Source organism: Arthrobacter sp. FW306-07-I (assembly GCF_021800405.1).
Classification (GTDB): domain Bacteria; phylum Actinomycetota; class Actinomycetes; order Actinomycetales; family Micrococcaceae; genus Arthrobacter.
The window spans coordinates 3460889-3487374 of record NZ_CP084550.1; the positions used below are offsets into that span (position 1 = coordinate 3460889).

A 26486-nucleotide genomic window follows, 5' to 3' on the forward strand; every position below is an offset into this window, starting at 1 on the left:
GGTCCTCCCTCGTGCCTAGAACCCGGAGGGCTCGGTCTCGAACTCGGGTCCGCCGGGCTGGTACTCGTGGTGCAGCGGCCGCAGCGCCTCGGTCCGGGGATGCCAGAACAGGGCGTCGTAGCGTTCCCCCATCCGCGTGGGGACGTAGTTGCCCCGCTCCCGGTGCGGGTTGTACACCACGCCGATGGCCCGGTGGCCGCGCCAGGAGGTGAGCCAGGGCCCGGTCCTGTCGGCACCGAACACCAGGACGGACGGCTCGCCCAGTGCCTCGTTGAGGAGGTCCTCGTGGCTCCCGTGTACGGCGGCAGGCACATCCATTACCCACTCCGGTGATCCCCATGACTCCGCTGCGGTGACCGAGCCGGCGTAGGACGCGAACCCCGCCAGCACCACCTCTCCGGGGTGCCGCTGCCGGACCAGCTGCCCGATGTTGACCTTGCCGTCATGCGCCATGTCCGTTGCCCGGGCATCGCCCACGTGCGTGTTGTGCGCCCACACCAGCCCCTTGGAGTCCGGTCCGTGGTGGCGCGCGATCCGGTCGATGGTGTCGCTCATGTGGTGGTCCCGGATGTTCCAGGACTGCTGGTCGCCGCGCACCATGGTGCGGTAGTAGCGCTCAGCGTTGGTGGCCACGATGGCATTCTGGACGGCGTCGAAGGCCGCCGGATTATCCTGCATCCGGCCCAGCGTTCGCCGCCGGACCTCCGCCAGCAGTGCCACCACGTCCGCCTCGCAGGACTGTGGCACCAGCCGGCCGCTCAAGGCATACCGCTGGGGGTCCTCGCGGTACGGAACGAAGCAGTGCCAGGCCTGCATGGCGGCCGGGAGGGCGTCCTCGGCGTTGGCCTCGAGCCAGGAGAAGATCTCCCGCAGCGAATCCCACAGGGAGTAGACATCGAGGCCGTAGAAGCCGGTGCGCTGGTGCGCGGGGAGGTCCAGGTTCCGGTCGCGCAGCCAGGTGAGGAACTCCGCCACCTCCTGGTTGGCCCACATCCAGGTGGGCCAGCGTTCAAAGCCCGCCAGCAGCCGGCGGGCATCCATGTCCTGGCCGGCCTCGCCCCGGACCCAGCGGTTGATCCGCCAGCAGTCCGGCCAGTCCCCTTCCACCCCGATCCATGTGAAGCCGTACTCTTCGATGAGCCGCCGGCTGAGCAGCGCCCGCCAGTGGTAATACTCCCGGGTGCCGTGCGATGCCTCGCCAAGGCAGACGAACCGGGCGGGGGCAGCGAGGCGGACCAGGGATTCGAGGTGGTCCGCCGTGGCCAGGGGGTGGGCGAGGCGGCGGATCTGGCCCGTTTCAGCCGCCCGTTCCTCACCCCGCTCAGCCCAGCGGCCGTCAGCGTTCATCCCTGGCCTCCGGCCTGGACCGCCCCACCGGCTCGGGCAGAAGGTACTGCCGGAACCAGTCCGCGGCAAGGCTGGCTGCCATGGCCAGGGTGCCGGGCTCTTCGAAGAGATGGGTGGCGCCCGGGACAACCTCCAGCCGGGTGGGGGCCTGCATCTGGGCCATAGCCTGCCGGTTGAGGGCCAGCACCTGCGTGTCCGCGCCACCGACGATCAGGAGGGTGGGCGCTTTCACGGCCGCCAGCCGCGGGCCTGCCAGGTCCGGACGTCCGCCACGGGACACCACGGCTTCAACCTGGGCGCCGGGCTCTGCGGCGGCCCACAGGGCGGCGCCCGCGCCGGTGCTGGCCCCGAAGTAGCCGATCCGGCCGGCCGAGCCGTCGTGCCGTGCCTCCAGCCAATGGGTTGCCGAGGAAAGGCGGTGTGCCAGCAGGGCGATGTCGAACACGTTCGCCCGGTTGACCTCCTCCTCCGGGGTAAGCAGGTCAAGCAGCAGGGTGCCCAGGCCTGCCCCGTGCAGCACGGAGGCGACGAAGCGGTTGCGGGGACTGTGCCGGCTGCTGCCGCTGCCGTGGGCAAAGAGGACGGTGCCGTCGCACCTGGCGGGCAGGTAGAGGCTGCCCCTCAACACCACCCGGCCGTTGGGAATCTCCACGTCCTGCTCCAGGCTCCCGTCCCCGCCTTCCTCGGCGCGGCGGCGTGCCGGGGATGCGGCGGCGTCCAGCAACTGCACCACCTCGCCATCTTCGGTGGGCGAGAAGTCGTGGTAGTAGTAGCCCACGGCCTGGAAGTGCTGGGGCGAGAGCAGGCAGACGACGTCGTCCGGTTCCTTCAGCTCCACGATGGCACGGGCAGGGGCAACAGGAACGGCAAGGATCACTTTCGCCGCGCCGAGGTGCCGGGCCACCTGGCAAGCGGCCCTGGCGGTGGAACCGGTGGCGATGCCGTCATCCACGATGATCACCGTGCGGCCGTCGAGGTTGATGCGGGGACGCCCTTGGCGGAACCGCGCCACCCTGCTTTCCAGCAGTGCCCGTTCCTGCCGTTCCACTTGCTGCAGGTCCTCCTGCGAAACCCGGGCCAGGGACATGGTGCGCGCATCCAGGACGCGGACTCCGCCCTCCCCGATGGCCCCCATGGCCACCTCGGGCTGGAACGGAACCCCCAGTTTCCGCACCACGATCACGTCCAGCGGCGCTTCGAGGGCCTTTGCTACTTCGAACGCCACCGGGACACCGCCGCGGGGCAGGCCCAGCACCACCACGTCCCGTCCTCGCAGGCCCGCAAGCCGTTTGCCCAGCCGCCGCCCGGCGTCGGACCTGTCATGAAACGCAACCATAGCTGTCACCCGCCATGCATGATTTCTTCCCCGGGCACCGCTGCCGCGGCAGGGGCCCAGGACATGCGGAGGACAAAGTGGGCATCGGAACTGCTCTTGGCAATCACGGCCCCTGCGTCCCCCGCAAGCTTGACGCCGAATTCGATTTCGATCTTTTCCGGAGTTAGTTCCGCCATGGCCTCCAGTGCTGCGCGGGCGGCGGGGCGGACGCTGGCGAGTGCATCTTCCAGTCGCCTGCCCGTGTCCAGGATTCCCTGCTCGTTCCGTGCGGGATGGTCCACGCCGTAGCTGTCATCAGCAGCCTCGACAAGCACGGTCCCGGATCCCACTTCGTACCGCAGCACCTCGGTCATGGCGGATTCCTTTTACTAATGCGAGACGCGGTAAGTCCGGCGGACGTCGGTGCTGGGCTTGATGGCCACCGCTGTTACCACCAGTGCCACTGCCCCTGCGATCCATGACGTCCAGGCAGCCCCCGTCGCGCCCGTGTATGTTCCGAGCCATGGCGAGAGGACCAGTCCTGCTGCGAGGATGGCCTGCACGTATTCCATGGCCGGAGTTCCCGGCATGGCCAGGTTGATGATGCCGCTGACCACCAGGAGCCCGCCGAAGACGAGCATGAGGGTGGTGGACATGTTTTGCTGCCGCGTGAACAGGACCGCCACCGCGGTAAAGAGTCCGGCGGCAGCAGCTACGTAGTCCTGCCACCGATACCACTTCTTCACTGAACTTTCCTTTCTGTTCTGGGACGGCTGCGCCCTGTGCGTTTCCCGTCCCGCGGGCCTTTGTTTCCCGCGATTTAAGTCAACGCCTGGCGCTGTTCGGGGTGTAGGGCAGAAAGACCTAGGCAGGACAGCGCCTGCATTGCGTCGCGATTCACTGCCAACTCACAGCAATCGCCCCTGCAAATAGCGGTCCCGGTGTGCAAGAGTGACCGCAGCGCTGGGGCGCAGGTGAATACCCGACCGTGGAGGTTGCCCGTGAACCGAAGACCACTCCGTCCCTTCGCTGCGGTGAGGCGCCCCTCTCCCATGCTGCTGCCCGTTCTGGCACTGTTCCTGTCCGGAGTGGTGGCCTGCCAGGCGCCCGCTCCCGCGCCGGCTCCGCAAACAGCCACGCCGTCCGGTGCTGCCACGCCTTCGCCAAGCGCTTCACCGGCAACGGCAACACCCACGGCAAACCCAAGCTCCGCTGCAGACGCTGTCGACGCCGTAAAGGCCGCCGGCACACCCCAGCACATCTTCGTGATCAACCTGGAAAACAAGGGATACGCCAGCGTCTGGGGCGACAACTCCCCCGCCCCGTACTTGTCCGGAACACTGCGGAAGAAGGGCGTGCTGCTGCAGAACTACTACGGCATAGCGCACAACTCACTGCCCAACTACCTGGCCCAGATTTCCGGGCAACCCCCCAACGACAGCACCGAGAAGGACTGCCACACCTACACCGGGTTCACCGCCACTGGAACCAATTCGGACGGCACGCTGCAGGGCGACGGGTGCGTCTATCCGGAGAACGTCCAGACCTTGGCAGGGCAACTGGCGGCGCAGGGCAAAACCTGGAAGGGCTACATGGAGGACATGCAGCAGCCGTGCGAGCACCCGGTCCTGGAAGAGGCCGACAACCACATCAAGGCCACCCCGGAGGAGCAGTACTCCACCCACCACAACCCCTTTGTGTACTTCCGCTCCATCACCTCATCCCCGGAGTGCGCAAGGAACGTTGTGAACTCCTCGGCCCTCAAGGACGACCTGCAGTCCGTGGACACCACCCCGAACCTTGCCTACATCACGCCCAACCTCTGCCATGACGGGCATGACGGCACCTGCGCCGACGGCTCGGACGGCGGCCTGGGTGCGGCGGACAGCTGGCTCAAGGAGCAGGTGCCGGCCATCCTGTCCTCCCCGGCGTACAAGCAGGACGGGATGCTGGTGATCACCTTCGATGAGGCCGAGGGCGACGCCGCCGGGCCGTCCGAACCGGCCAGTGCCGTACCAGCCGGCGGCACGGCGGGCGGCAAGGTGGGCGCGCTGGTCCTGTCCCCGTTCAGCGAGGCGGGGACCTCATCGGACCGGGCCTACAACCACTACAGCCTGCTGGCCAGCATCGAGGACTTCTTCCGCCTCCCCCGCCTGGGACTGGCGGCAGACCCCGGTGCGAGGGTCTTCAGCGACGACGTTTACCGGAAGGAATCCTGAGGATGTGGCCTGAGCATAACGGACGACGCCGGCTCGTACTGGGGGCTGCCGCAGTGGTCGCTTTGGTGATCCTCGCCGTCGTTCTTTTCACCGTGTTCCGTGCCGGCCCGCAACAGACGGGCTCCCCTGCAGCGGCGCCGGCGAACCCGTCACCGAACGCCGCTCCTGCGGCCGGTCCCGCTGGCATCGCCGCTGCCGGAATCTCCAAGATCAAGCACGTGGTGATCATCACCCAGGAGAACAGATCCTTTGACAGCTACTTCGGCACCTTTCCCGGGGCCGACGGGATCCCCATGAAGGACGGCCAGCCCAGCGTCTGCGTCCCCGACCCTGCGGAGGGCGGCTGCGCCAGGCCCTTCTACAACTCGGCGGACAGCAACGCAGGGGGCCCGCACAGTCACACGGACGCCACGGCGGACATCAACGGCGGGGCGATGGACGGGTTTGTGGCGCAGGCGGAGAAAGGGCTGTCGGGCTGCAGCGCCGGCAGCACCAACTGCGTGTACAACACCAGTGCGCCTACGGACGTGATGGGTTTCCACGACGGCCGGGACCTGCCCAACTACTGGGCCTATGCGCAGAACTTCACGCTCCAGGACCACCTGTTCGCCTCCGCCGCCTCCTGGAGCCTGCCGGCCCACCTGTACCTGGTCTCGGAATGGTCGGCCAAGTGCACCGTCAGTGGAGATCCGTCATCGTGCGTCAACGCCCTGCAGAATCCGGATCCCGAACCGGAGCCCCAGATCATCAAGGACACCCTGATCGGAAAGTGCCAGGCCGGGATGGACCTGGACCCGTGCAAGGAGGCGCTGGAGGCAGCGGGCATCAACCCGGACCTGGCCGCCCAGATCGACCAGATCATCGGCACCAGCTGCAAGCCCACCGATTCCTACGCTGTCTGCCAGGCTGCGGTGGACGCCGCGCCGGTGGCCGACGACCTGAAGAAGAAGCTCACCGAGGCCGCCAAAAAACTGGAACTGCCGGACTACGCCTGGACTGACCTGACCTTCCTGCTCCACAAGCACCAGGTGGACTGGGCCTACTACGTCTTCAACGGCACTGAACCCGACTGCCGGAACGACGCCGCCACCTGCGATCCCGTCAAGCAGGACGCCAAAACCCCGGGCCTGTGGAACCCGCTGCTGTACTTCGACACGGTGAAGGAGGACGGCCAGCAGGGCAACATCAAGCCGCTGAGTGGTTTCTACGACGCCGCGAAGCAAGGCACCCTGCCCGCCGTCACCTGGGTGGCGCCCACGGACAAAGTCAGCGAGCACGCCCCGGCCAAAATCAGCACCGGGCAGGCGTACGTGGCAGGACTGATCAACGCTGTCATGAGCGGGCCGGACTGGGACAGCACGGCAATCTTCCTCAACTGGGACGACTGGGGAGGGTTCTACGACCACCTGCAGCCGCCGGTAGTGGACGACAACGGCTACGGCCTGCGCGTCCCGGGCCTGGTGATCAGCCCCTATGCGAAGAAGGGCTACATTGACCACCAGGTGCTCAGCCAGGATGCCTACTTCAAGTTCATCGAGGACGATTTCCTGGGCGGCGAGCGCATCGATCCCGCCACCGACGGACGGCCGGACCCGAGGCCCGACGTGCGCGAGAACAACCCGCAATTGGGCGACCTGGCCAAGGCCTTCGACTTCGACCAGGCACCGCTGCCGCCACTGATCCTGCCCAACGCGACGACTTACTGACTACCTTTCCGGCCTTGGCTAGGGCGCCGAAACGGTGCAGTTGGCCGCGTCCTCCACCACCCGTTCCATGTCCCCGGTGCGGTGCAGCACCTCTATCTGCCGCACCGCACCGGTGCCGCGGGCGAGCAGCCGGTCCACCAGGTCCTCCACCCGCTGCAGGTCCCCCATGTCCTCCAGCGCCCCGCGGACATGGTTCAGCAGCGAATTCACGACGGCGAGGGCGGGCGCCGGGCGGTGCGTCTGCGGATCCAGCAGCTCACCGCGGAGGCCCCAGCGGCTCGCCTTCCAGGCAGCCAGGCGGAGCAACGCCGACGGGACAGCCACCGGTTCGATTCCTTCCCGCCACTCCCTTGCCGCGGTTTCCACCAGGGCCCTGGCAATCCCAGCCAGCAGGACCGTGTCCTCCGGCCGGAGGCACACATCGGCCAGGCGGATCTCCACGGTGGGATAGTGCCGGGAGAGGCGGGCGTCAAAGTAGATCATGCCCTCATCGAGGGCCACCCCGGTGCTCACCATGTCGTGCACTAGTTGGTGGTAGGCATCGGGTGTTCGCAGGATTTCCAGCGGTCCGGCAGAGGGCCAGCGGTTCCACACCTGCGAGCGGTAACTGGCGTAGCCACTGTCCTGGCCATGCCAGAACGGGGAGTTGGCGCTGAGCGCGATGAGCACCGGCAGCCAGTTGCGCATCCGGTCCAGCACGGCCACGGCTTCCTCGGGCGACTCCACCGAGACGTGGATATGACATCCGCATGTGAGCTGTTCCCTGGCGGTCAGCCCGTACTCTTCCGTCATGGCGCGGAACCTCCGCAGCTGCACGGGATGGGGGTCGGCCGGCAGCGGCGAAGTGCCCAGTGCCGCCACCCTGACGCCCACATCCTCGGCTGCCTGGTGGGCAATCGCGCGGCCGGCAATGATGTCACGCTCCAGGCTCGCCAGCGTGGCGTGCGGCGGGGTGACCAGCTCGATCATTTCCTGCTGGAATTCGGCGGTCAGGACGGGGCCGGCACCGGCCTCCAGCGGCCGGACGTACAGGTCCAGGAGGGCGCCTGCCAGCGGCACTGCTTCACCGGTGGCAGGGTCCACCAGGAGCAGCTCCTCTTCAATCCCGAACGTGCGCCTGCCTGCACCGGCGCCGCCGGTGCCGTCATTGCCGTAGGTGTCCATCGTCGTCGTCCCCTATCCCTTGCTTCCTTGCAAGTTCCTCCCAGAAGCAGGCCAGCGTGACTGCCCCGTCCATCAGGACGTCAAAGCTGGCGCAGCACCTCCGCCATGGGGAAGCCCACGTCGCGGAATTCGCCGGCCCCCCAGTTGGCCGAGCGGAGCAGGTCCGCGGCGCCGCTATGCCTCTCAGTGCCGCCGGCGCCCAGGTTGTCCTGCATGCTCGTGCCCGTTCCGCAGGTCATTTGCGGGGCTGTGCCGGGTTGGTGGGATCGCCGTGGGACGGCGGGTTCACCGGGGGCCCGGGGACGGAGGACGGCTGCGGGGTCCCTGCGTTGCCTTGGACCTCCGGAGTGGTCGGATTCCGGGTGCCACTCGGCTCTGCACCGCTTTGCAGGTCCTGCAACCGCTTCTCCAGGATCTGCAGGATCGGGAGCCGGTTTCCGTGTGCCTTCTCGTAGGTGACCAGCTGGGCAACGTCCGCTTCGTCCAGCCCGTTAATGCGCGTGGGAAGGGTGCCGACGGGCAGGTGGTCATAGTCGGGCAGCGGCAATTCCTTGTGCAGGGGTGAATCGTTCATCTCGTTGTTCTCCATATCTCTTGGTTACCCTTCCGGAGCACGCATGAGTCGAATCTTCCCCGGCAACCTCTGCACCATTTCATCCCCGGTGCCGTGGCCGCCGTCGGAAGGGAACAATATGATAAGCAGCCTTATCAATCCGTGGGAAGGGGTGCGGTTGCGCAGCCGCAATTGCTCCGGCTGTACTTCCGCCCTACCCCCGCGTAGATTAGTACCTGTGACTGGGATCATGCCCCGTCCTCCCCGGATCTTCTGCAAAGGCCGGCCAGAGCAGCTGCTGTAGTCCAACGGCGGCAATTAAGCAGCAGCGGAAGAGACACGCAATGGCGTCCTCGCAGTTCCAGCTATTCCTCGACGAAGCAACTATCTCCGACCCTTCCAGGGACCACCCTCTTGGTCCGGACTGCCTCTACGGCCTTTACGTCAGCTGGGCAGCGCTGCACGGCCTGACGCCGAAGCCGGACCAGGCCTTCCGCGCGGGAATGCTGCGCTGCGGCGTGGATGTCCGGAACTGCCGGCTGCGCATGACGGGCCCCGCCGCGGCGGACTACATCCTCAGCAGCTACCCCGCCGTCGCCTGATGGCCACCGAAAGCCGGCGTACTCCGGACGTCCTGGTCCGGGGCGGCCACTACGTCCACTGCGGACAGGTCATGGCCGCCAGCGGAGCCGAAATGCGCAGCATCCACGGCACCTATGGCCAGTTGCCGGAAGCCCTTGGCGTGTACCTGGCCACCAGGGTGCTGCGCTGCGCCTGCGGATTCCAGATCGAGATACCGGACCAGGACGCTGCTGAACCGGCCTGAGCGGATTCAAGCGCTGCCGCACCGCACGTCTGCCCGCGCCTGCCATGGATTGCGGGTCAGCGTGAACTGCGCAGCGCCCGGACAAAGGGAGCTTTACCCAAGGCGGTGCGCTCGATCCGGCCAACCGGCTGCACGACCACCGGGAGTGCCGGCACGCCCGCGGCTTCAAGCGCCCCCGCCACGGCCGCACGGATTCCCTCCGGATTTTGTCCTGGCGCGATTCCGGCCACAAGGACGCGCAGCCGCGCGGGTTCCTGGATTACTTGCCAGCCCATTGCCACCTCATCCAGCACATGATGGAACACGATCGGATGGAGCCTGACGGGACCTTCCCTTCCCGAAAGCTCCAGGACATCTTCGAGGCGCCCCTCCACTTCCTCAAGGAGGCTGAAGGATCGCCCGCAGGGGCAGCCACGCCCGCCGACCCTGACGCTGTCGGACATCTCGTAGCGGATCAGGGGCAGGGTGCGGGAAAACAGGACGGTAACCAACACTCTGGCCCCTGTCGTTCCCGCCGGGACCGGTGCTCCGGCCTGGTCAACAGGCTCGAGGATCACCAGGTCCTCGTAGAGGTGGCTGTTCCGGTAGGGGCAGCCCGAAGCGATACCTGCTGTTTCGGTAGCTGCATAGACGTCAATCGGGGCAGTCCCCCAGGCTGCCTCCATCTCCAAGGCAGCCTGTCTGGTCAGGACCTCGGAGGCAGACATGACGCCGGCGGGTGCAATATGCAGCCGCCCGGCGGACTGTTCGGCAGCCAGCGGCTTGAGGGCGGAGGCATAACCCACCAGCACCTTCGGCTGGAACCCGTTCAGGGCGGCCGTGGTTCCGTCCAGTGGCGCAGTGACATCGAGCCGGAGCGTTGGTACAAACCGGGAGGCCAGGGACGCTGCGACGGCTGCGGACTGGTGGGTGGGGACGCGGGAGCTGACCAGCGCTGTCTTCACCGGCTTTCCCCGGCTCCCGGCTGAGATGCCGGCCCAGTCATACGCTCGGGCATAGGACGCCAGGACAGCTGCCCATTCAAACCGGTTCCAGGCGAAGATCCCCGGGCCGCCCGCCGTTCCGGCGGTCGCGGCAACCCACCACCGGCCCCTCCATGGTCGGCCGGGGTCCCCTCCGCCTTCTGCGAGCTCCTGCAAATGGTCCTGCACATCGGCGAGGTTCAGGTCTGGGGTGGTGATGGCTTCATCGAAGTGCTCCATCAGATCCGCTTTCCTCACGGGCGGCAGTTCCTGCAAGGGAGCCTCGTGCAGCCCCGCGTGATGGCGCCGGTAGAATTCCGAGCCCGCATAGGTGGCTTCGCGCAGCCGTTGCAGGGCCCGTTCCTGGTGGACAGCGATGCGCGCGGCATCCCACCGGTCCCTTCGCCGCCACGCTGCACGCAGCGAGAGCACTTGGGAGAGGAGGCGGACGTCCATGGCAGATCCTTCATACGGGACGCCCTCCAGCCTCCTCCCGCCGGAGAGGCACCGCTAGGGCCGAAAGCCGGTTGCTGGGGGCAAAAAATGTCCTGCCGCTACAGGAGCCCAGAATCGGGTACCTCACCCTAGGACGAGCACCCGAGCAAGGCAGGTACCCATGCATTCCCTTCCGCGCGCCGGCATCGGCGAAACGGCAGCGTTCCTGATGGACGTCTTCATTCCGACGGCGGCCAAAGGTCCCCTGATCCGGCGGCCGCGGGTCGAGGCCCTGGCCGAGCGCTTGGGCCTGGACCGGCGCGCCGTGACGCGGATGCAGAAGCTGGACGCCAAGTATCCTGCCGGTCCGCTCCTGCTCCGGCTGCCCTTCAGGAAGCAGGCGGTGGTCCTTCGCCCGGACCAGCTCCACCGGGTCCTGGCGGAGTCGCCGGAGCCCTTCTCGCCGGCGAGCAGCGAAAAACGCGGTGCGCTGGCGCACTTCGAGCCACGGAATGTGCTGGTTTCCACCGGCACCGACAGGACTGTGCGGCGGGCGCTGCAGGAACAGGCGCTGGATACCGCCAGCCCGGTCCACCGGTTCGCCGATTCCTTCCTGCCGGTCGTTGAAGAGGAAGCGGACGCCCTGCTGCTTGCGGCCATGGGCGACGTCGGGTCGGCCGACGGAGCGCTGGACTGGCCGCTGTTCACCGCCGCCTGGCACCGGGCCGTCCGGCGGGTGGTCTTCGGCGATGCGGCGAGGGACGACGTCGAACTCACGGATATGCTGGCCCGGCTGCGGAAGGACGCCAACTGGTCCGGCCTGAAGCCGCGCCGCCACAGCGTGCGGACCGAATTCCTGGGGCGCGTGCGCGCCGGCATCGATGCCGCTCCGCCCGGCACCTTGGCCTCCGCCCTGCGCGGGCGGCCCGACTCGGACCCCACGGCGCCCGGCGACCAGGTCCCCCAGTGGCTGTTCGCGTTCGAACCGGCGGGGATGGCGGCAATCCGCACCCTGGCGCTCCTGGCCAGCCATCCCAGCCAGGCAGCGCAGGCCCGGGAGGAAGTTGCTGCTGATCAAACCGGCGGCCGGAACCTGCCTTTCCTGCGCGCCTGCGTGCTGGAGTCCCTGCGGCTGTGGCCCACCACGCCCATGATCCTGCGCCAGACCACCCGTGAGGTCGCCTGGGAGAACGGAACCATGCCGGCGCGTTGCGGCGTGCTGGTCTTTGCCCCTTACTTCCACCGCGACGGCCGTCGCCTCACGCAGGCCGATACCTTCGACCCCGGCCTCTGGCTGCAGCACGACGATGCCCGCCCCGGTGATCCCGAAGACTGGGGCGTGGTTCCCTTCAGCGACGGGCCGGTGCGGTGCCCCGGCCGCCAGTTGGTGCTGCTGCTGACCAGTGCCCTGCTGGCCCGCCTGCTGCAGGACAGCACCTTCACCCTGGAGTCCCACCGGCTGTCCCCGGACCGGCCACTGCCGGGCACGCTGAATCACTTCGGGCTCCGGTTCCGGGTGTCCCCCGCCTGACCCTTTCCCTGCCAACACGGTTAGGGGATGCAAACCTTCGTGGCACGGGGGTCCATGCGGTGCTTTACTGCCAGCATGTCTGAAACTCTCAAGCTGAGCCGCGAACCCCACGACAGCAGCGTGGCAGCACGCCTCAACTGGCTGCGCGCCGGTGTCCTCGGTGCCAACGACGGCATCGTCTCCGTCGCGGCAACAGTGGTGGGCGTCGCGGGCGTCACCAACGACCTTGCGCCCATCCTGGTGGCCGGCACGGCCGCAGTAGTGGGCGGTGCGGTGTCCATGGCCTTGGGCGAATACGTCTCCGTGAGCAGCCAGAGCGACAGCCAGCGGGCGCTGATCGAAAAGGAGCGCCAGGAACTTCGGGACGATCCCGAAGGCGAGCTGGAAGAACTTGCCGGGATTTACCAGGCCAAGGGACTCAGTGAGGCCACGGCCCGCACGGTTGCCGAAGAGCTGACGGCAAAGGACCCGCTGAAAGCCCACCTGGCCGCCGAACTGAACATTGACGAAGAAGAAGTGGTGAGCCCCTGGCACGCCGCCTTCGCCTCCGCCATCGCCTTTACCGTCGGCGCCGTGCTGCCGATGCTGGCCATCATCTTCCCGCCTGAACAGGCGCGCATCCCCGTCACCTTCGTCGCCGTCATCCTGGCGCTGGCCCTGACCGGCACCGTCAGCGCCAAGATCGGCGGAAGCTCCAAGCGCAAGGCGACCATCCGGCTGGTGGTGGGCGGCGCGCTTGCCATGGCCTTCACGTTTGCCGTGGGCAGCCTGCTGGGCACCACCGGGATCGCCTGATGGAGATCGCCGGCCTTCCCGCCCATATCCTGCTGATCCACGGCGTGGTGGTCCTGGCGCCGCTGGCCGGGCTGTCTGCGGTGGTTTTCGCGCTGCTCCGGCGCTCAAGGCGCTACCTGGCCTGGCCGCTGGGGATCCTTGCCCTGATTCTGGTCCCGCTGTCCGTCCTTACGGCGGAAGCCGGGGAGCAGTTGGAGAAGGCGAGGCCGGTCTCAAAACTGATCGAGGAACACGCCGAACAGGGAAGCTTCCTGCGCTTCGTCACCGCCTTCTTCCTGGTGGTGGTGGCTGCACAGATCGCCGCTGCCTTCCCTTCCATCCTGACCAGGCGTCCCGCCTTCCGCGGCCTGCGCGGCATCCTCGAAGCGCGCTGGCTGCTCCCCGCCACCTCGGTACTGGGCGTGCTGGCCGGAGTTTTCCTGGTCTACCAAAGCATCGCAACCGGCCACTCGGGTGCAGCATCGGTCTGGGCGGGCATCCGGTAATTCTCGCCTGCAGCCGCCCGTCCCGGCCCGTTCAGCGCCTTGCGTCGGGGAGGGGCACGACGGCGTAGCGGCGGTTTTCCAGCACCGGCACCTGCTCGCGCACCCGGGCCAGCCGGTCCCGGCTGAGGCGGGCCACGATCAGGCCGGGCTCCTCGCCGGCATTCGCCACCACCACCCCGGCCGGGTCCACCGCCATGGAGTATCCGGTGGCCAGCGGCCCTGCCTGGTTGGCTGCCAGGAGGTAGGCCGTGTTCTCGATGGCCCTCGCCCTGGCCAGCGTGGACCAGTGTTCCTCCTTCCCTGGGCCTCGGATCCACATTCCGGTAGCAGCCGAGGATCTTGCCGCGCCTGTCCAGAGCCACCAGGGTGTTGAACGGCGGCCCAGCCTCCGTCTTCTCATAGGTTCCCACCACCACCGCGATGCCATGCTCCCGGGCGAAACCCGCCATGCTCCGGATGAACGGGCCGTCCAGGTCCTGCGCGATGGCTGACAGGGCCCCGGCCGGCTCGCTGGTGCCGTACAGGCTGGACTCGGGCAGGACCACCAGCTGCGCCCCTGCTTCCGCAGCCTGCGCAATCAACCGGCCGGCCGCCGTCGTATTTTCCCCGGGATCGGTGCCCGCGCTGAACTGGCCCGCCGCGATGAGCATTTCTGCTGGGTCCATGACTGCCCTTTCCGTCCCTGGACTGGCGTTCCGGTCTTGTCCCGGCCGCAGCCCGTCCCCTTCCCATCAGCATCCTCCCCGCGTAGGGTTGGCCACACAACCCACCGGGCTTTTTGCTGGTGCGGTGGGCTCATGCAGTTGGGCTTCTGGAGCGTGCCGGAGGGACCACAAGTGGGTAGAAGACCGTTCAGGAATCACAGGACGCGGCGCTTCGCGGCACTGGCAGTTGGCCTCCTGGCCATGCCGGCCCTGGCCTCCTGCTCCGCGGAAGTCACCCGCGGTTTCCTTCCGGGCCCCCGGGACACCACCGACAAGACTCCGCTCATCACTGACCTGTGGGTCAACTCCTGGATCGCCGCGCTGATCGTGGGGATCATTACCTGGGGCCTGATGATCTGGGTGATCGTGGCCTACCGTCGCAGGAAAAACACGGTGGGGTTCCCGGCGCAGCTGAGCTACAACCTTCCGCTTGAGGTGTTCTACCTCGCGGTCCCGCTGATCGTCATCGGCGTCCTGTTCGTCTTCACGGACCGGGACCAGCGCGCCATCGATGAGCGCTACGCCAATCCGGACGTGGTGATCGATGTCTTCGGCAAACAATGGTCGTGGGATTTCAACTACGTCAAGGAACAGGTCCATGAGGACGCCGGGCAGCAGGCCCACCTGACAGGCGGCTACGGCGCCCCGGACCGGCTGCCCACCCTCTACCTGCCCGTTGGCAAGAAGGTGGAGCTGCACCTTCAGTCCCGCGACGTGCAGCATTCCTTCTGGGTCATCGATTTCCTGCAGAAACGCGACCTCTACCCGGGCCACGAACAGTACAACCCATACATCAGCATCACCCCGCAGCGCACCGGCGAATACATGGGCAAATGCGCGGAGCTGTGCGGTGAGTACCACTCAGAGATGCTCTTCAAGGTCCGGGTGGTGAGCCAGCAGGAGTATGACAGCCACATGGCCGACCTGAAGGCCAAGGGCAACACCGGAAGCCTGGGCAACGATTTCAACCGGCAGCCGCAGTCGGCACCGGCACCGCAGGCTTTGGAACCAGCAGAGTAAAGGACGGCACCGTAATGACCACCACAGGCCAGAGAATGGGTGGAACGGCAGCCACGGCGGCACCGGCAGTGGTCCGGCGCCCCAAAGGCACCATCGTGGTCAACTGGATCACCTCCACGGACCACAAGACCATCGGGTACATGTACCTGATCTCGTCCTTCGTGTTCTTCTGCCTGGCCGGGGTGATGGCGCTGCTGATCCGCGCCGAGCTGTTCGAGCCCGGCATGCAGATCCTGCAGACCAAAGAGCAGTACAACCAGCTGTTCACCATGCACGGCACCATGATGCTGCTGATGTTCGCCACCCCGCTGTTCGCCGGGTTCGCCAACGTCATCATGCCGCTGCAGATCGGTGCGCCGGACGTTGCCTTCCCGCGCCTGAACGCGTTGGCATTCTGGTTCTTCCTGTTCGGCTCCACCATCGCGGTGTCCGGCTTCATCACTCCGCAGGGCGCCGCGTCCTTCGGTTGGTTCGCTTACGCGCCGCTGTCCAACACCACCTTCACCCCCGGCATCGGCGGCGACCTGTGGGTGTTCGGCCTGGCGTTGTCGGGCTTCGGCACCATCCTGGGTGCGGTCAACTTCATCACCACCATCATCTGCATGCGCGCCCCGGGCCTCACTATGTGGCGGATGCCCATCTTCACGTGGAACACCCTGGTCACGGCCATCCTGGTGCTGATGGCCTTCCCGCCGCTGGCCGCCGCACTGTTCGCCCTGGGCGCGGACCGCAAGTTCGGCGCTCACATTTTCGACCCCGCCAACGGCGGCGCCATCCTGTGGCAGCACCTGTTCTGGTTCTTCGGCCACCCGGAGGTGTACATCATCGCGCTGCCGTTCTTCGGCATCGTCTCGGAAATCTTCCCGGTATTCAGCCGCAAGCCGCTGTTCGGCTACAAGGGCATCGTGTACGCCACCATCGCCATCGCAGCCCTCTCCGTGACGGTGTGGGCCCACCACATGTACGTCACGGGCGCCATCTTCCTGCCATTCTTCGCGTTCATGACGATGCTCATCGCAGTGCCCACCGGCGTGAAGTTCTTCAACTGGATCGGCACCATGTGGGGCGGATCGCTGACGTTCGAGACACCCATGCTGTGGAGCATGGGATTCCTTGCCACGTTCCTGTTCGGCGGCCTGACCGGCATCATCCTGGCCTCCCCGCCGCTGGACTTCCACGTCTCGGACACCTATTTCGTGGTGGCGCACTTCCACTACGTGGTGTTCGGCACCGTCGTCTTCGCCATGTTCGCCGGATTCTACTTCTGGTGGCCCAAGTTCACCGGCACCATGCTCAACGAGCGCCTGGGCAAGATCCACTTCTGGATGCTCTTCCTGGGCTTCCACGCCACGTTCCTCATCCAGCACTGGCTGGGTGTCCTGGGCATGCCGCGGCGGTACGCCGACTACATGCCGGAGGACAACTTCACCTTCATGAACCAGTTCTCCACCATCGGTTCCTACCTGCTGGGTGCGTCACTGATTCCGTTCTTCTGGAATGTGTTCATCACCTGGCGCGCCGGGAAGAAGGTCACGGTGGACGACCCCTGGGGCTTCGGCGCTTCACTGGAGTGGGCCACGTCCTGCCCGCCGCCGCGCCACAACTTCACCTCGCTCCCCCGGATCCGTTCCGAGCGCCCCGCCCTGGACCTGCACCATCCCGAGCTGAGTATCCGCGTACATCCGCATGAAAATGCCCCTGGAGAGGGCCTCCTGGGCGCCGCCGATATCGGTGAACACGACCTCCACGATCCCAACCCGAACAAGTAGCCAGGGTCCCCCGCTTTTCGAGGCGCATCCTGGCCTTCCAGGCGCAAAGACGCTGGCGCTACCCGAATACGGGCAGCGCCAGCACTTGTGAGTAGGGCCAGTGTCTATGGGCAGCGCTGTTGAGGGCCCTGCGAGCAAGTCGCCGATACATCGGCAATTACGTCACGCCCAAGTTTCGTAATTGATGTGAACCTCGTCACTTAAAAGGCTCTTCGGCTTGGAGCTTAGGTTTGCCTACCCTACAGTTTTCTGACATAGGAAACATTCGTGTTGCCTAATAGGACCTAGGTTCAAGCAGACTTTTTCCCCACCGAAAGCAGCCTCAATGAAGATCCGCAACAGCGCGCTGGCCGGCATCGCACTCGCCGCCAGCGCAGCTCTCGGCCTGACCGCCTGCGGCGGCGCCACCCCCGCCGGCGACAGCTCGTCCGCCGCTTCCGGCGGCGCCTCCTCGGGTGAAATCACGGTATACAACGCCCAGCACGAGAGCCTCACCAAGGAATGGGTGGATGCCTTCACAGCGGAAACCGGCATCAAGGTGACCATGCGCCAGGGCTCGGACACCGAACTGTCCAACCAGATCATCCAGGAAGGCCAGGCCTCCCCCGCGGATGTGTTCCTGACCGAGAACTCCCCCGCCATGACGCAGGTGGAGAACGCCGGCCTGTTCGCCGACGTCAACAAGGACACCCTGGCCCAGGTCCCGGCCGAATTCTCGCCGTCCACCGGCAAGTGGACCGGCATCGCCGCCCGCTCCACCGTGCTGGTCTACAACAAGACCAAGCTCACCGAGGACAAGCTGCCCAAGTCCATGCTTGACCTGGCCAACCCCGAATGGAAGGGCAGGTGGGCTGCCTCCCCCAGCGGTGCCGACTTCCAGGCCATCGTCTCCGCGCTCCTGGAACTGAAGGGCGAGTCCGCCACGGAAGAGTGGCTGAAGGGGATGAAGGAAAACTCCAAGGCCTACAAGGGAAACAGCACGGCCATGAAGGCCGTCAACGCCGGTGAAGTGGATGCCGCCCTGATCTACCACTACTACTACTACGGCGACCAGGCCAAGACCGGCGAAAACTCCAGCAACGTCACCCCGTACTACTTCAAGAACCAGGACCCGGGTGCGTTCCTGTCCGTTTCCGGCGGCGGTGTGCTGAAGTCCTCCAAGAACGCTGCGGCTGCGCAGGAGTTCCTGAAGTTCATCACCGGCAAGAAGGGCCAGGAGGTACTCAAGAACGGTACGTCCTTCGAGTACGCCATCGGCTCCGACGTTCCCGCCAATGACAAGCTGGTTCCCATCAAGGACCTGCAGGCACCCAAGGTTGACGCCGCCAAGCTTAACTCCGAGAAGGTCACCGATCTGATGACCCAGGCAGGACTCCTCTAATTCCGTGACCACCGATCTATCGGCTCCTCCCAGGCGGAGCACGACGACGGCGGGCCGGGGCAACAGCCCCCGCCCGCCTTTCGGCGTTTCCGCAGTGTCCCTCCTGGCGGTGCTGATCGCCCTCTTCTCCCTCGTCCCGCTGGGGTACGTGGCCTACATGACGGTGGCAACCGGGTGGGACACTGCCGTCGGGCTTATCCTGCGTCCCCGCGTGGGCGAACTCCTGCTGAACACCCTGCTCCTGATGGCCGCCACCATCCCGCTGTGCCTGCTGCTTGGCGTGGCGGGAGCGTGGCTGGTGGAGCGGACCAAACTGCGCGGCCACCGGATCTGGGCCGTGCTGCTGGCCGCTCCGCTGGCCGTCCCCGCGTTCGTGAACAGCTATGCCTGGGTATCGGCCGTCCCGTCGCTCGGGGGGCTGGGATCCGGCATCCTGATCTCCACGCTGTCCTATTTCCCGCTGGTGTACATCCCGGCCGCGGCCACCCTGAGCCGGCTGGACCCGGCCATTGAACAGTCCGCCGCAGCCCTGGGGCTGGGGGCCTGGCGGTCCTTCTTCCGAGTGGTGCTCCCCCAACTCCGGATTGCATTGACCGGCGGCGCCCTGCTGGTGGGGCTGCACCTGCTTGCCGAATACGGCGCGTTCGCGATGATCCGGTTCGACACCTTCACCACCGCGATCATGACCCAGTACCAGTCCACCTTCAACGGCGCAGCCGGGAACATGCTGGCCAGCGTCCTGGTGTTCTTCTGCCTGCTCCTGCTGGTGGCCGAGGTCCGCAGCCGCGGCACCGCCCGCTACGCGAGGATCGGTTCCGGCGTGCAGGCAAGGGCGCTGCGGCTGCCGCTGCACGCGTACCAGGTGCCGGCCCAGCTGTTCCTGGTGGTGCTGACGGCACTGGCGTTCGGACTTCCGCTGTATTACGTCATGCGGTGGATCCTGGCCGGCGGGGCGGACATCTGGACCGCGTCCGAGTTCCTGCCTGCCCTCTTCACCACCTTCACCTACGGGCTGGCGGGCGCCGCAGCCACCACCGTGGTGGCCTTCCCCATGGCATACCTCGCCGTCCGCCACCCGGGCTGGTTCAGCAAGTCCCTGGAACTGTCCAACTACGTCACCAGCTCCATGCCCGGCATCGTCGTGGCCCTGGCATTCGTCACCGTGAGCATCCGCATGGTCCCGGGGATGTACCAGACCGCGGGGCTCCTGGTGGCAGCCTACGTGCTCCTGTTCCTCCCCCGCGCCCTGGTCAACCTCCGGGCCGGGCTGGCGCAGGCGCCCAAGGAACTGGACGAGGCCGCGCAGGCGCTGGGCAAGCCGCCGCTGCTGGCTTTCATCCGCGTCACCTTGCGGCTTACCGCCCCGGCCGCCGCAGGCGGGGCGGCCCTGGTGTTCCTGGCCATCGCCAACGAACTCACCGCCACCTTGCTCCTGTCCCCCAACGGCACCAAGACCCTGGCCACCGAGTTCTGGAGCAAGAGCAGTGAAATCGACTATGCCGGTGCCGCTCCCTACGCGCTGCTGATGATCCTGCTTTCCGCGCCCATGACCTACCTCCTCTTCCAACAGTCCAAGAAAGTAGCCGGACAGTGACAGCACCATCAACCCGCAGGCTGCCCGAGCCCCGGGTGGCACCCTCGGTGGCGGCAACCACCAACAGCCACCTGCAGATCACGGACGTCACCAAGAACTTCGGATCGCAGGCGGTCCTGAGGGGCGTCAACCTCTCCGTGGCCAAGGGCGGCACCACCGCCATCGTGGGCCCGTCCGGCTCCGGCAAAACCACGCTGCTGCGCCTGATCGCCGGGTTTGAACATCCGGACACCGGGAGCATCTCGCTGAACGGGACCCTTGTGGCTGGTGATGGCGCGTGGCTTCCGGCGCACAAGCGGGAGATCGGGTACGTGGCCCAGGACGGTGCCCTGTTCCCGCATCTGACGGTAGGCCAGAACGTTGCCTTCGGCCTGAATGCGGCCAAGCTCGACGGCGGCCGCCGCGCCGTCAACGCCCGCGTGGCGGAGTTGCTGGAAATGGTGTCGCTGGATGCGTCCATGGCCAAGCGCCGCCCGCACCAGCTCTCCGGCGGCCAGCAGCAGCGGGTCGCCCTGGCCCGGGCGCTGGCGCGCGAACCGGAGCTGATGCTGCTGGACGAGCCTTTCTCCGCCCTGGACGCGGGCCTGCGCGTGGCCACCCGCCGGGCCGTGGCCAAGGTCCTGGCCGAGGCAGGGGTCACCACCATCCTGGTCACGCACGACCAGGCCGAGGCCCTGTCCTTCGCGGACCAGGTGGCCGTGATGCGCGGCGGCAAGCTGGCCCAGATCGGTAACCCCTTCGTGGTGTACACCCGCCCCGCGGACCGGGCCACCGCCGAATTCCTGGGTGATGCCGTCATCCTGGACGCCTGGCTGGAGGGCTCCCTGGCCACCTGCTCCCTGGGCGGCATCCCGGTCCGCCGGCCGCCGGCGCAGGGCCGGGTACAGCTGATGCTGCGGCCGGAACAGATCCGCATCGCCGAGGACGGACCCATCCGCGGCGTGGTGGTGGACACGGACTACTTCGGCCCCGAAACCACCGTGCGGCTGAAGCTGAACGTGCCGCAGGAAGTGGCCGAGCACGCTGACCACCGCTACCCCGGCGGCGGCGAGGTGATCACCATTCGGCACTGGAACGCCTCGATCGCCCGGCCCGGCATGGAACTGTGCCTGCGGGTGGTGGGCGAAGCCGTGGCGTTCCCGGTGGAGGACTGAGCACCAGCCGTCTCTCCTGACACAGAAAAATCATCCTGTGGAAACACTCCGGCAATGTCTCCCCGCCAAGCTGTCCTTACGGGGATACAACAGCAGGAGGCAGCCCATTATGGAGGCACAAGGAGTACGTACGGCCCAGCTTCGGATCGGGGATCAGATCGAGGCTTGGCACAGGGGCAGGCTCTTCCACAAAGGGCGCGTGACCGACGTGGTCCCGGCCCTTGAACTCTTCTGGATCCTGGACGCCCGGACCGGCACGCGCAAGCTGCTGGACCCCGAAGCCCTGGAGATACGCCACGTGGAGGCCGGGGCGCCGGTGAAACCGGACGTCACCGCCAAGCCCCAGCCCCCGGCCAAGCCGCTCGCCACCGCCTGAAGCCCGGTGAGGGCTCAGGCGCGGTCCTGGTAGACGTCCGGGACGCCGTCGTGGTCCGAATCCACGTTCTCCAGCTCTTCGGCCAGGCGGTACTGCCGGTTGCGGGTGCGCAGCACGGCGGTTGCCAGCAGCGCGGCAATCAGCGACGCGGCCAGGATGCCAACCTTGGCATGGTCGTCATGCAGGCTGCCGTTGCCGAAGCTGAGTTCCGCCACCAGCAGGGACACGGTGAAGCCGATCCCCGCCAGCAGCGCAACACCAAACACGTCGATCCATTTGAAGGAGCTGTCCAGGGTGGCCCTGGTGGCTTTGGTCAGGATCCACGTGGTGGCCAGGATGCCGATCGGCTTGCCCAGGACCAGGCCCAGGATGATGCCCAGCGCCACGGGGTCCGTCAGGGCTGAGCCCAATCCAGCCCAGCCACCCACGGCCACGCCGGCCGAAAAGAACGCGAACACAGGCACTGCCACGCCCGCGGAGATGGGCCGGAACCGGTGCTCGAAGATCTCCGCCAGCCCGGGTCCGGCTTCGGGCCCGCCCGACGCCTGGGAGCGGATCACCGGAATGGCGAAGCCCAGCAGCACGCCCGCCACGGTGGCATGGATACCGGAAGCGTGCACCAGCGCCCACGTCACGGCGCCCAGGGGCAGCAGGACCAGCCAGGCAGCGGCGGCATGCAGGCCAAAGAACCGACGGAACTTCTGGGCCAGGAAGGCATAGATGGCCAGCGGAACCAGCGCCAGAAGCAGAGGCGCCACCTGGATGTCGCTGGAGTAGAAGAACGCGATGATGGTGATGGCGATCAGGTCATCCACCACGGCCAGCGTGAGCAGGAAGATCCGCAGGGCGCTGGGCAGGTGGGACCCTATGATCGCCAGGACGGCAACGGCAAAAGCAATATCCGTTGCGGTGGGAATGGCCCACCCCCGGAGCGTTTCCGGGCTGGCGAGATTGACGACGGCGTAGATCACCGCCGGGACCGCCACGCCTCCCACGGCGGCCGCTACCGGCACGATCGACTTGCTGATCTGGCGCAGGTCACCGGCCACGAATTCGCGTTTAAGTTCCAGGCCCACCAGGAAGAAGAAGATGGCCAGCAGCCCATCCGCCGCCCACGCCCCCAGGCTCAGTTCAAGGTGCCATGGTTCGTAGCCAACCTTGAAGTCGCGGAGGGCAAAGTAGCTGTCCGACGCCGGGGAGTTTGCCCATACCAGCGCGATGACGGCAGCGACCACCAGGAGGGCACCGCCGACGGTTTCCTTGCGGAGGATCTCGCCGATCCGCAGCGCCTCGGCGTAGCTGCCACGGGAAAAAACGGTGGAACCGAAGAATTTGTTCTGGCGTGGGGTGGGCGGTGTGGCGCTCATGCAGGCGTCCTTAAATCCGGGTTCGACAAATACATGCCGACCAGACTTCCCGGCGCACCTTCGGTCCATTCTACGGGGCCCCGCTGCCGCCTCCCAAACACTCTTCTCCGGCGGATTTCGGGGTTTTGTGGGCCAGTTCACAAAAACACCCATCCGGCGCTTCGATGGCATCGAATCATTAATGTCCCTCATCTGGGACAAAACGTCACTTGCATGAGGAGAATGCTTTCCGATGAACAAGACACTTCGTTTCCTCGCAGTTCCCACCCTCGCCCTGGGCGCCCTGGCCCTTTCGGGCGGTCCCGCCTCCGCAGCGGACCACACATACCAGTCCACTCTCACCCAAATCAATGGCAGCTCTGCCTCGGGCACCGTCACCGTGGACGTCACAGGCAATCAGGCACACGCCGTCCTGAAGGTCTCCGGTCTGGCCTCCACCTTCAACAACGCGCCCTACCCCCACGTCCAGCACATCCACGGCGGCGCCCAAGGCGTCTGCCCAGCACCGTCGGCAGACAAGGACGGCGACGGCGTGGTTTCCACCACCGAGGGTGCACCCAGCTACGGCGGAATTGTGACGACCCTGTCCACCAGCGGCGATACCAGCCCTGCGGCCGGGCTCGACCTCAAGGTTGCGGGCCAGGGTGCCAGCTACACCGTGGACCGAACTTTCGAACTCAACGCCGAGACCAAATCCGCCCTGGAGTCCGGCACCGCCGTCGTCGTTGTCCACGGGCTCGATCCGGCCACCCTCAGCCCGGCCGGGCAGGCCGCCAAATCGGACCTCGTTCCGAGCCTCCCACTCGCTGCCACCTCCCCCGCCCTTTGCGGGACGCTTAAAGCGGGGCAGATGAAGATGCCCGCCGGCGGCGTTGACACGGGCGTTGCGCAGCAGGCCGGTGGCACCGACAGCGGCGCCCTCGCCCTGGGCGGCGGCTTGGTCCTGGCAGCGGCAGCAGGTGGCGCCTACCTGGTCCGCCGCCGCGGTTCAGGTTCGGAAGCCTAAGTCCGGCTGGCTGGACCACGCCATGTCCTTCCTGAACTCCGGCAGCCGTGGAAGCCTTCGGGCCCCCGCGGCTGCCGGGCTTCTGCTCCTGCTCGCCCTCACCGGCTGCGGCTCCGCACCAGGAACGTCCGCCACCGGCCCATCGCCTTCGCTCTCCCCCGTACCGTCGGCATCCCCCGCACCTTCCGCGTCCATGCCTTCGCCCGCCGCGCCAATCTCCACCGCCCCCGTTCCTGCCGGCCCGCCCGCACCCACCGCACCTCCCGTCGTCGAACCCCCAGTCCTGCCCCGGTCCGAACCGGCGGCGCTTGATATCCCCTCGATTGGCCTGCGCACGGAACTGCTGAGCCTGGGCCTGCGGCCCAACGGCTCGCTGCAGGTCCCGGAAGACAAGGGCAACGGAGCCCCGGCTGGTTGGTACAACGGCTCGCCGACGCCCGGCGAGCGCGGCCCGGCCGTGGTGCTGGGGCATGTCAACGCGCTCGGCGGCCACAAAGGTGTCTTCGCCGACCTCCGTAAACTCGCGCCCGGAGCCGAGGTCAGTGTGGCGCGGACGGACGGCAGCACGGCCCTTTTCGTCGTCGAACGCGCTGCCGTCTACGGCAAAGACAATTTCCCCACCCTTGAGGTTTACGGCAACACTCCGGAGTCCGAACTGAGGCTGATCACCTGCGACGGTTATGACGCCGTCACCGGCCTCTTCGATGACAACTACGTCGTTTTCGCCAAGCTCAAAGCCTGATCGGACAGACAACAACGGCCGCCCCACTCGCGGCGGCCAGGACGGATCGTCATGAAGAACCGTGCTCCCCTGCTGACAACCCTGGCGCTGTCGCTGCTGCTCACCGGCTGTGCTGCGGCGGGATCAGCCGGGCAGGCCCTTCCAGCGGCGCCCCCCGGCCCCGGCTCAACGGCGGCGGCCCATGCCGGCCACCATGGCACCGATACAGCTGTTCCCGAAACCAGCCCCGGAGGCCCCAGCGCGGCCGCCAGGATGGTATGCGGGGACCAGCCGATGGAACGGCTGACCAGCATCCTGTCGCTCGACCGGAAACCGCACACGGTAAGCAGCTGGGCCAACGGCACCTTCACCTGCACCTACCATCTAACCGAAGGTGCACTGGTGATTACCGTGCAGGAGGCGCCCGACCAAGCGAGGGCGCGGGCGTATTTCGACGCCATGCAAGCCCTTGCCACAGACGCCTCCCCCATTGAGGGGCTGGCCAACCTGGGCTTTCCCGCCTATGAAACTGCAGCCGGTTCCGCCGTTTTCCAAAAGGACAACTTTGTGCTGCAGGTGAACGCATCGGCGCTTCCATCTGCGGTTGGACCGGATGCCATCACCCGCGGCGCCTTGGCATACCAGCTCTCCACAACCATCCTTGCCTGCTGGGTGGAGCACCACTAGCCCGCGCGGCGGTCCCCCGCGTGGTTCGCCCGGCCGTGCAGTTGGATGGCCCGCACGGCACGGTCCAGGTAGGTCCGTGCCTCCGTGGAGTTGGCCAACTGCACCAGTTCCGCCGCCACTACCACCAGCTTGACGTTCCGGTGGCTGCTGGTGCTTACCAGCATCTGGAACGCGTCATCGGAGCCAAGTCTCAGCTGGCCCATGAGGATGCCCCGGGCCTGGTCGATCACGGTCCGGGTTGCCGTTGCACGCGCGACGGCGTCCCGGGCCGTTTGTTCGGTTTCGCGCTGCAGGGTGCGGCTGAGGTCTACCGTTACGCCTTCGAGCGCCAGCACTGCTCCGTCGGCGCTCAAGACCGCCTCGCCGGAGGTCACCACACGCCGCGTCTTCCCCCGGGCGTCCACAATCCGGTGATACATGCAGAAGAAGCCGCCTGTGGCGGAAACCTGCTGCACAATCTCCTCGCACCGCTCGCGGTCATCAGGATGCTTGTGGGCAAAGATCAGTTCCAGCGTGGGGACAACCTCGCCGCGCTGGTATCCGTGCAGCCGGAACATCCCGTCCGACCACTGGAAGGTTGGACCTGAGGGCTCAATGTCCACGCGGAAGGTACCGGCATCGCTTTCGCTGTCTCCGAGGGCACTCGAATACGTGTACAAATCGCTCAGCTCCGTCACAGGTCCACCTCCCGTGCAATGGCCAGCCCCCAGCGGTCCGGCTCTGTCCCCGCTCCTTCCAGTATGGTCGCGTTGCGCAACAGAAGGTAGTGCGGGAGGTCCCATGGAACTCGCGCGTGAAATGCGCTAGAGTCCTTGACCTTTATACCCCCAGGGGGTATATTGGCGGTGTTGTCAGTGAAGTGGTATGTCCCGGCCGGCGCACCAGCACCAGCCTTTCACAGCCGTTCAACCCCAGCGCCCCTTGATTCCCTCAACGGATTGGAACTGACATGAACAGCGGGAACCGTCCCCAGCTCCCCCTCGCATCCTCCGGCTGCAGCTGCTGCGCCCCAACCAACTCGGTGGAGCCGGCCAGCATCCTCCCCGCAACCGCCCCGCAGGAGCCTCCGGCCGCCGTCGTAAGTGCCGACGCAGACGCTTCCGCGCAGCGCAGCTTTGCAGTGGAAGGCATGACCTGCGGGCACTGCGTCCGGTCTGTCGAAACGGCTGTCTTCGCCGTTCCGGGCGTAACCTCGGCCTCGGTTGACCTGGTGCCGGGCGGCCGCTCCCGGCTTACCGTGACCGGCCGGGCGTCCGAAGCCGACGTCCGCCAGGCCGTGGCTGCCGCCGGTTACGCCCTGGCCTGATACGGGCCGCGCCCCTGCGCTCCCAACATTTTTCCGCAGCCCCGGGTAAAGCCGGGCAGCGAT

At 66.8% G+C, this 26486-nt stretch carries 28 protein-coding genes and 1 pseudogene; 17 read left to right on the forward strand and 12 right to left on the reverse strand.

The genetic code is table 11. The annotated features are described in order from the left end of the window. Positions 1-15: 15 nt before the first annotated feature. From LFT46_RS16085 to LFT46_RS16100, 4 genes are read right to left on the reverse strand one after another with little or no spacing between them, the layout of a single operon-like run. Positions 16-1347 carry an erythromycin esterase family protein gene (locus LFT46_RS16085; protein WP_236820361.1) on the reverse strand — a complete coding sequence of 444 codons (1332 nt, stop codon included), beginning with the start codon at positions 1345-1347 and terminating at the stop codon, positions 16-18. Next, complete coding sequence (locus tag LFT46_RS16090; RefSeq protein WP_236820362.1) at positions 1337-2683, reverse strand: phosphoribosyltransferase; 1347 nt, start codon at positions 2681-2683, stop codon at positions 1337-1339. Before LFT46_RS16090 ends, LFT46_RS16085 begins: the two co-directional genes overlap by 11 nt. A 5-nt stretch (positions 2684-2688) precedes the next feature. Continuing rightward, positions 2689-3036: a CU044_2847 family protein gene (locus tag LFT46_RS16095; protein ID WP_236799433.1), complete on the reverse strand. Its 348-nt coding sequence runs from the start codon at positions 3034-3036 to the stop codon at positions 2689-2691. A 15-nt stretch (positions 3037-3051) separates the two neighbouring features. Continuing rightward, the gene (locus LFT46_RS16100) at positions 3052-3408 is read right to left on the reverse strand and encodes an SPW repeat domain-containing protein (RefSeq protein WP_236799434.1); all 357 of its coding nucleotides are present in this window, start codon (positions 3406-3408) and stop codon (positions 3052-3054) included. A 306-nt stretch (positions 3409-3714) separates the two neighbouring features. On the opposite strand from LFT46_RS16100, the gene LFT46_RS16105 reads away from it, so the two are divergent. Together LFT46_RS16105 and LFT46_RS16110 are read left to right on the forward strand one after the other, a co-directional pair. After that, positions 3715-4881: an alkaline phosphatase family protein gene (locus LFT46_RS16105; protein ID WP_236820363.1), complete on the forward strand. Its 1167-nt coding sequence runs from the start codon at positions 3715-3717 to the stop codon at positions 4879-4881. Between the two features lie 2 nt (positions 4882-4883). After that, positions 4884-6587: an alkaline phosphatase family protein gene (locus tag LFT46_RS16110; RefSeq protein ID WP_236820364.1), complete on the forward strand. Its 1704-nt coding sequence runs from the start codon at positions 4884-4886 to the stop codon at positions 6585-6587. An 18-nt stretch (positions 6588-6605) separates the two neighbouring features. Here LFT46_RS16110 and LFT46_RS16115 read toward each other — a convergent pair whose 3' ends face one another. The 3 genes from LFT46_RS16115 to LFT46_RS16125 all read right to left on the reverse strand — a co-directional run bounded on the left by LFT46_RS16115 (position 6606) and on the right by LFT46_RS16125 (position 8340). Beyond that, the gene (locus LFT46_RS16115; protein WP_236820365.1) at positions 6606-7751 is read right to left on the reverse strand and encodes a carboxylate-amine ligase; all 1146 of its coding nucleotides are present in this window, start codon (positions 7749-7751) and stop codon (positions 6606-6608) included. Between the two features lie 80 nt (positions 7752-7831). Continuing rightward, the gene (locus LFT46_RS16120; RefSeq protein ID WP_236820366.1) at positions 7832-7990 is read right to left on the reverse strand and encodes a hypothetical protein; all 159 of its coding nucleotides are present in this window, start codon (positions 7988-7990) and stop codon (positions 7832-7834) included. Next, positions 7987-8340 (reverse strand): hypothetical protein, encoded by a 354-nt coding sequence (locus LFT46_RS16125; RefSeq protein WP_236820367.1) that lies wholly within the window; start codon positions 8338-8340, stop codon positions 7987-7989. The genes LFT46_RS16120 and LFT46_RS16125 overlap by 4 nt, the downstream gene beginning before the upstream one ends. Before the next feature lie 308 nt (positions 8341-8648). On the opposite strand from LFT46_RS16125, the gene LFT46_RS16130 reads away from it, so the two are divergent. Together LFT46_RS16130 and LFT46_RS16135 are read left to right on the forward strand one after the other, a co-directional pair. Continuing rightward, entirely contained in the window at positions 8649-8906 is a 258-nt protein-coding gene (locus tag LFT46_RS16130; protein ID WP_236820368.1) for a hypothetical protein, read from the forward strand. Next, positions 8906-9130, forward strand: coding sequence for a hypothetical protein (locus tag LFT46_RS16135; RefSeq protein ID WP_236799441.1), 225 nt, complete (start codon positions 8906-8908; stop codon positions 9128-9130). The genes LFT46_RS16130 and LFT46_RS16135 overlap by 1 nt, the downstream gene beginning before the upstream one ends. A 56-nt stretch (positions 9131-9186) precedes the next feature. On the opposite strand, the gene LFT46_RS16140 is transcribed toward LFT46_RS16135, so the two are convergent. Further along, a complete protein-coding gene (locus tag LFT46_RS16140) occupies positions 9187-10548 on the reverse strand; it encodes a phenylacetate--CoA ligase family protein (RefSeq protein ID WP_236820369.1) in 1362 nt (453 codons plus the stop codon). A gap of 160 nt (positions 10549-10708) precedes the next feature. On the opposite strand from LFT46_RS16140, the gene LFT46_RS16145 reads away from it, so the two are divergent. The 3 genes from LFT46_RS16145 (at position 10709) to LFT46_RS16155 (ending at position 13338) form a co-directional block, all read left to right on the forward strand. Further along, positions 10709-12058, forward strand: a complete 1350-nt coding sequence (locus tag LFT46_RS16145) for a cytochrome P450 (protein WP_236799443.1) — start codon at positions 10709-10711, stop codon at positions 12056-12058. Positions 12059-12133: 75 nt separating this feature from the next. Further along, positions 12134-12853, forward strand: a complete 720-nt coding sequence (locus LFT46_RS16150) for a VIT1/CCC1 transporter family protein (protein WP_236799444.1) — start codon at positions 12134-12136, stop codon at positions 12851-12853. Beyond that, positions 12853-13338: a hypothetical protein gene (locus LFT46_RS16155; protein WP_336885531.1), complete on the forward strand. Its 486-nt coding sequence runs from the start codon at positions 12853-12855 to the stop codon at positions 13336-13338. Before LFT46_RS16150 ends, LFT46_RS16155 begins: the two co-directional genes overlap by 1 nt. 31 nt (positions 13339-13369) lie before the next feature. Here LFT46_RS16155 and LFT46_RS16160 read toward each other — a convergent pair whose 3' ends face one another. Together LFT46_RS16160 and LFT46_RS21375 are read right to left on the reverse strand one after the other, a co-directional pair. Continuing rightward, positions 13370-13657: a nitrilase-related carbon-nitrogen hydrolase gene (locus LFT46_RS16160; RefSeq protein WP_236820370.1), complete on the reverse strand. Its 288-nt coding sequence runs from the start codon at positions 13655-13657 to the stop codon at positions 13370-13372. A 34-nt stretch (positions 13658-13691) separates the two neighbouring features. After that, positions 13692-14003: pseudogene (locus LFT46_RS21375) on the reverse strand (nitrilase-related carbon-nitrogen hydrolase); the annotation flags it as partial. Positions 14004-14243: 240 nt separating this feature from the next. Between LFT46_RS21375 and ctaC the strand changes: the two are divergent. The 6 genes from ctaC to LFT46_RS16190 all read left to right on the forward strand — a co-directional run bounded on the left by ctaC (position 14244) and on the right by LFT46_RS16190 (position 21336). Next, positions 14244-15062, forward strand: a complete 819-nt coding sequence (ctaC, locus tag LFT46_RS16165; protein WP_236802925.1) for an aa3-type cytochrome oxidase subunit II — start codon at positions 14244-14246, stop codon at positions 15060-15062. Positions 15063-15097: 35 nt separating this feature from the next. Continuing rightward, a complete protein-coding gene (gene ctaD / locus LFT46_RS16170) occupies positions 15098-16831 on the forward strand; it encodes an aa3-type cytochrome oxidase subunit I (RefSeq protein ID WP_236802926.1) in 1734 nt (577 codons plus the stop codon). Between the two features lie 325 nt (positions 16832-17156). Beyond that, complete coding sequence (locus LFT46_RS16175; RefSeq protein WP_236820371.1) at positions 17157-18212, forward strand: iron ABC transporter substrate-binding protein; 1056 nt, start codon at positions 17157-17159, stop codon at positions 18210-18212. Positions 18213-18216: 4 nt separating this feature from the next. Continuing rightward, complete coding sequence (locus tag LFT46_RS16180; protein ID WP_236820372.1) at positions 18217-19806, forward strand: ABC transporter permease; 1590 nt, start codon at positions 18217-18219, stop codon at positions 19804-19806. Then, entirely contained in the window at positions 19803-20960 is a 1158-nt protein-coding gene (locus LFT46_RS16185) for an ABC transporter ATP-binding protein (protein WP_236820373.1), read from the forward strand. Before LFT46_RS16180 ends, LFT46_RS16185 begins: the two co-directional genes overlap by 4 nt. A 199-nt stretch (positions 20961-21159) precedes the next feature. Beyond that, complete coding sequence (locus tag LFT46_RS16190; protein ID WP_236820374.1) at positions 21160-21336, forward strand: hypothetical protein; 177 nt, start codon at positions 21160-21162, stop codon at positions 21334-21336. A 14-nt stretch (positions 21337-21350) separates the two neighbouring features. Here LFT46_RS16190 and nhaA read toward each other — a convergent pair whose 3' ends face one another. Next, positions 21351-22703 carry a Na+/H+ antiporter NhaA gene (nhaA, locus tag LFT46_RS16195; protein ID WP_236820375.1) on the reverse strand — a complete coding sequence of 451 codons (1353 nt, stop codon included), beginning with the start codon at positions 22701-22703 and terminating at the stop codon, positions 21351-21353. A gap of 232 nt (positions 22704-22935) precedes the next feature. Between nhaA and LFT46_RS16200 the strand changes: the two genes are divergently transcribed. The 3 genes from LFT46_RS16200 to LFT46_RS16210 are packed head-to-tail and all read left to right on the forward strand — an operon-like array spanning position 22936 to position 25117. After that, positions 22936-23709, forward strand: a complete 774-nt coding sequence (locus LFT46_RS16200) for a CHRD domain-containing protein (protein WP_236799451.1) — start codon at positions 22936-22938, stop codon at positions 23707-23709. 22 nt (positions 23710-23731) lie between these two features. Beyond that, positions 23732-24451 carry a class F sortase gene (locus tag LFT46_RS21195; protein ID WP_272910806.1) on the forward strand — a complete coding sequence of 240 codons (720 nt, stop codon included), beginning with the start codon at positions 23732-23734 and terminating at the stop codon, positions 24449-24451. Between the two features lie 51 nt (positions 24452-24502). Further along, positions 24503-25117 (forward strand): hypothetical protein, encoded by a 615-nt coding sequence (locus LFT46_RS16210; protein WP_236820376.1) that lies wholly within the window; start codon positions 24503-24505, stop codon positions 25115-25117. Here LFT46_RS16210 and LFT46_RS16215 read toward each other — a convergent pair. Next, positions 25114-25794, reverse strand: coding sequence for a PAS and ANTAR domain-containing protein (locus LFT46_RS16215; protein ID WP_236820377.1), 681 nt, complete (start codon positions 25792-25794; stop codon positions 25114-25116). The genes LFT46_RS16210 and LFT46_RS16215 overlap by 4 nt on opposite strands. Before the next feature lie 272 nt (positions 25795-26066). Here LFT46_RS16215 and LFT46_RS16220 point away from each other — a divergent pair, with 272 nt between their 5' ends. Further along, a complete protein-coding gene (locus LFT46_RS16220; RefSeq protein ID WP_236820378.1) occupies positions 26067-26423 on the forward strand; it encodes a heavy-metal-associated domain-containing protein in 357 nt (118 codons plus the stop codon). Positions 26424-26486: the final 63 nt, after the last annotated feature.

Bases quoted from the DNA above. Each gene is read 5' to 3' on its own strand.
- LFT46_RS16085 (WP_236820361.1), bottom strand. From the start codon at position 1,347: ATGAACGCTGACGGCCGCTGGGCTGAGCGGGGTGAGGAACGGGCGGCT.
- LFT46_RS16090 (WP_236820362.1), bottom strand. From the start codon at position 2,683: ATGGTTGCGTTTCATGACAGGTCCGACGCCGGGCGGCGGCTGGGCAAA.
- LFT46_RS16095 (WP_236799433.1), bottom strand. From the start codon at position 3,036: ATGACCGAGGTGCTGCGGTACGAAGTGGGATCCGGGACCGTGCTTGTC.
- LFT46_RS16105 (WP_236820363.1), top strand. From the start codon at position 3,715: ATGCTGCTGCCCGTTCTGGCACTGTTCCTGTCCGGAGTGGTGGCCTGC.
- LFT46_RS16110 (WP_236820364.1), top strand. From the start codon at position 4,884: ATGTGGCCTGAGCATAACGGACGACGCCGGCTCGTACTGGGGGCTGCC.
- LFT46_RS16115 (WP_236820365.1), bottom strand. From the start codon at position 7,751: ATGGACACCTACGGCAATGACGGCACCGGCGGCGCCGGTGCAGGCAGG.
- LFT46_RS16120 (WP_236820366.1), bottom strand. From the start codon at position 7,990: ATGACCTGCGGAACGGGCACGAGCATGCAGGACAACCTGGGCGCCGGC.
- LFT46_RS16125 (WP_236820367.1), bottom strand. From the start codon at position 8,340: ATGGAGAACAACGAGATGAACGATTCACCCCTGCACAAGGAATTGCCG.
- LFT46_RS16130 (WP_236820368.1), top strand. From the start codon at position 8,649: ATGGCGTCCTCGCAGTTCCAGCTATTCCTCGACGAAGCAACTATCTCC.
- LFT46_RS16135 (WP_236799441.1), top strand. From the start codon at position 8,906: ATGGCCACCGAAAGCCGGCGTACTCCGGACGTCCTGGTCCGGGGCGGC.
- LFT46_RS16140 (WP_236820369.1), bottom strand. From the start codon at position 10,548: ATGGACGTCCGCCTCCTCTCCCAAGTGCTCTCGCTGCGTGCAGCGTGG.
- LFT46_RS16145 (WP_236799443.1), top strand. From the start codon at position 10,709: ATGCATTCCCTTCCGCGCGCCGGCATCGGCGAAACGGCAGCGTTCCTG.
- LFT46_RS16150 (WP_236799444.1), top strand. From the start codon at position 12,134: ATGTCTGAAACTCTCAAGCTGAGCCGCGAACCCCACGACAGCAGCGTG.
- LFT46_RS16155 (WP_336885531.1), top strand. From the start codon at position 12,853: ATGGAGATCGCCGGCCTTCCCGCCCATATCCTGCTGATCCACGGCGTG.
- LFT46_RS16160 (WP_236820370.1), bottom strand. From the start codon at position 13,657: ATGTGGATCCGAGGCCCAGGGAAGGAGGAACACTGGTCCACGCTGGCC.
- ctaC (WP_236802925.1), top strand. From the start codon at position 14,244: ATGCCGGCCCTGGCCTCCTGCTCCGCGGAAGTCACCCGCGGTTTCCTT.
- ctaD (WP_236802926.1), top strand. From the start codon at position 15,098: ATGGGTGGAACGGCAGCCACGGCGGCACCGGCAGTGGTCCGGCGCCCC.
- LFT46_RS16175 (WP_236820371.1), top strand. From the start codon at position 17,157: ATGAAGATCCGCAACAGCGCGCTGGCCGGCATCGCACTCGCCGCCAGC.
- nhaA (WP_236820375.1), bottom strand. From the start codon at position 22,703: ATGAGCGCCACACCGCCCACCCCACGCCAGAACAAATTCTTCGGTTCC.
- LFT46_RS16200 (WP_236799451.1), top strand. From the start codon at position 22,936: ATGAACAAGACACTTCGTTTCCTCGCAGTTCCCACCCTCGCCCTGGGC.
- LFT46_RS21195 (WP_272910806.1), top strand. From the start codon at position 23,732: ATGTCCTTCCTGAACTCCGGCAGCCGTGGAAGCCTTCGGGCCCCCGCG.
- LFT46_RS16210 (WP_236820376.1), top strand. From the start codon at position 24,503: ATGAAGAACCGTGCTCCCCTGCTGACAACCCTGGCGCTGTCGCTGCTG.
- LFT46_RS16220 (WP_236820378.1), top strand. From the start codon at position 26,067: ATGAACAGCGGGAACCGTCCCCAGCTCCCCCTCGCATCCTCCGGCTGC.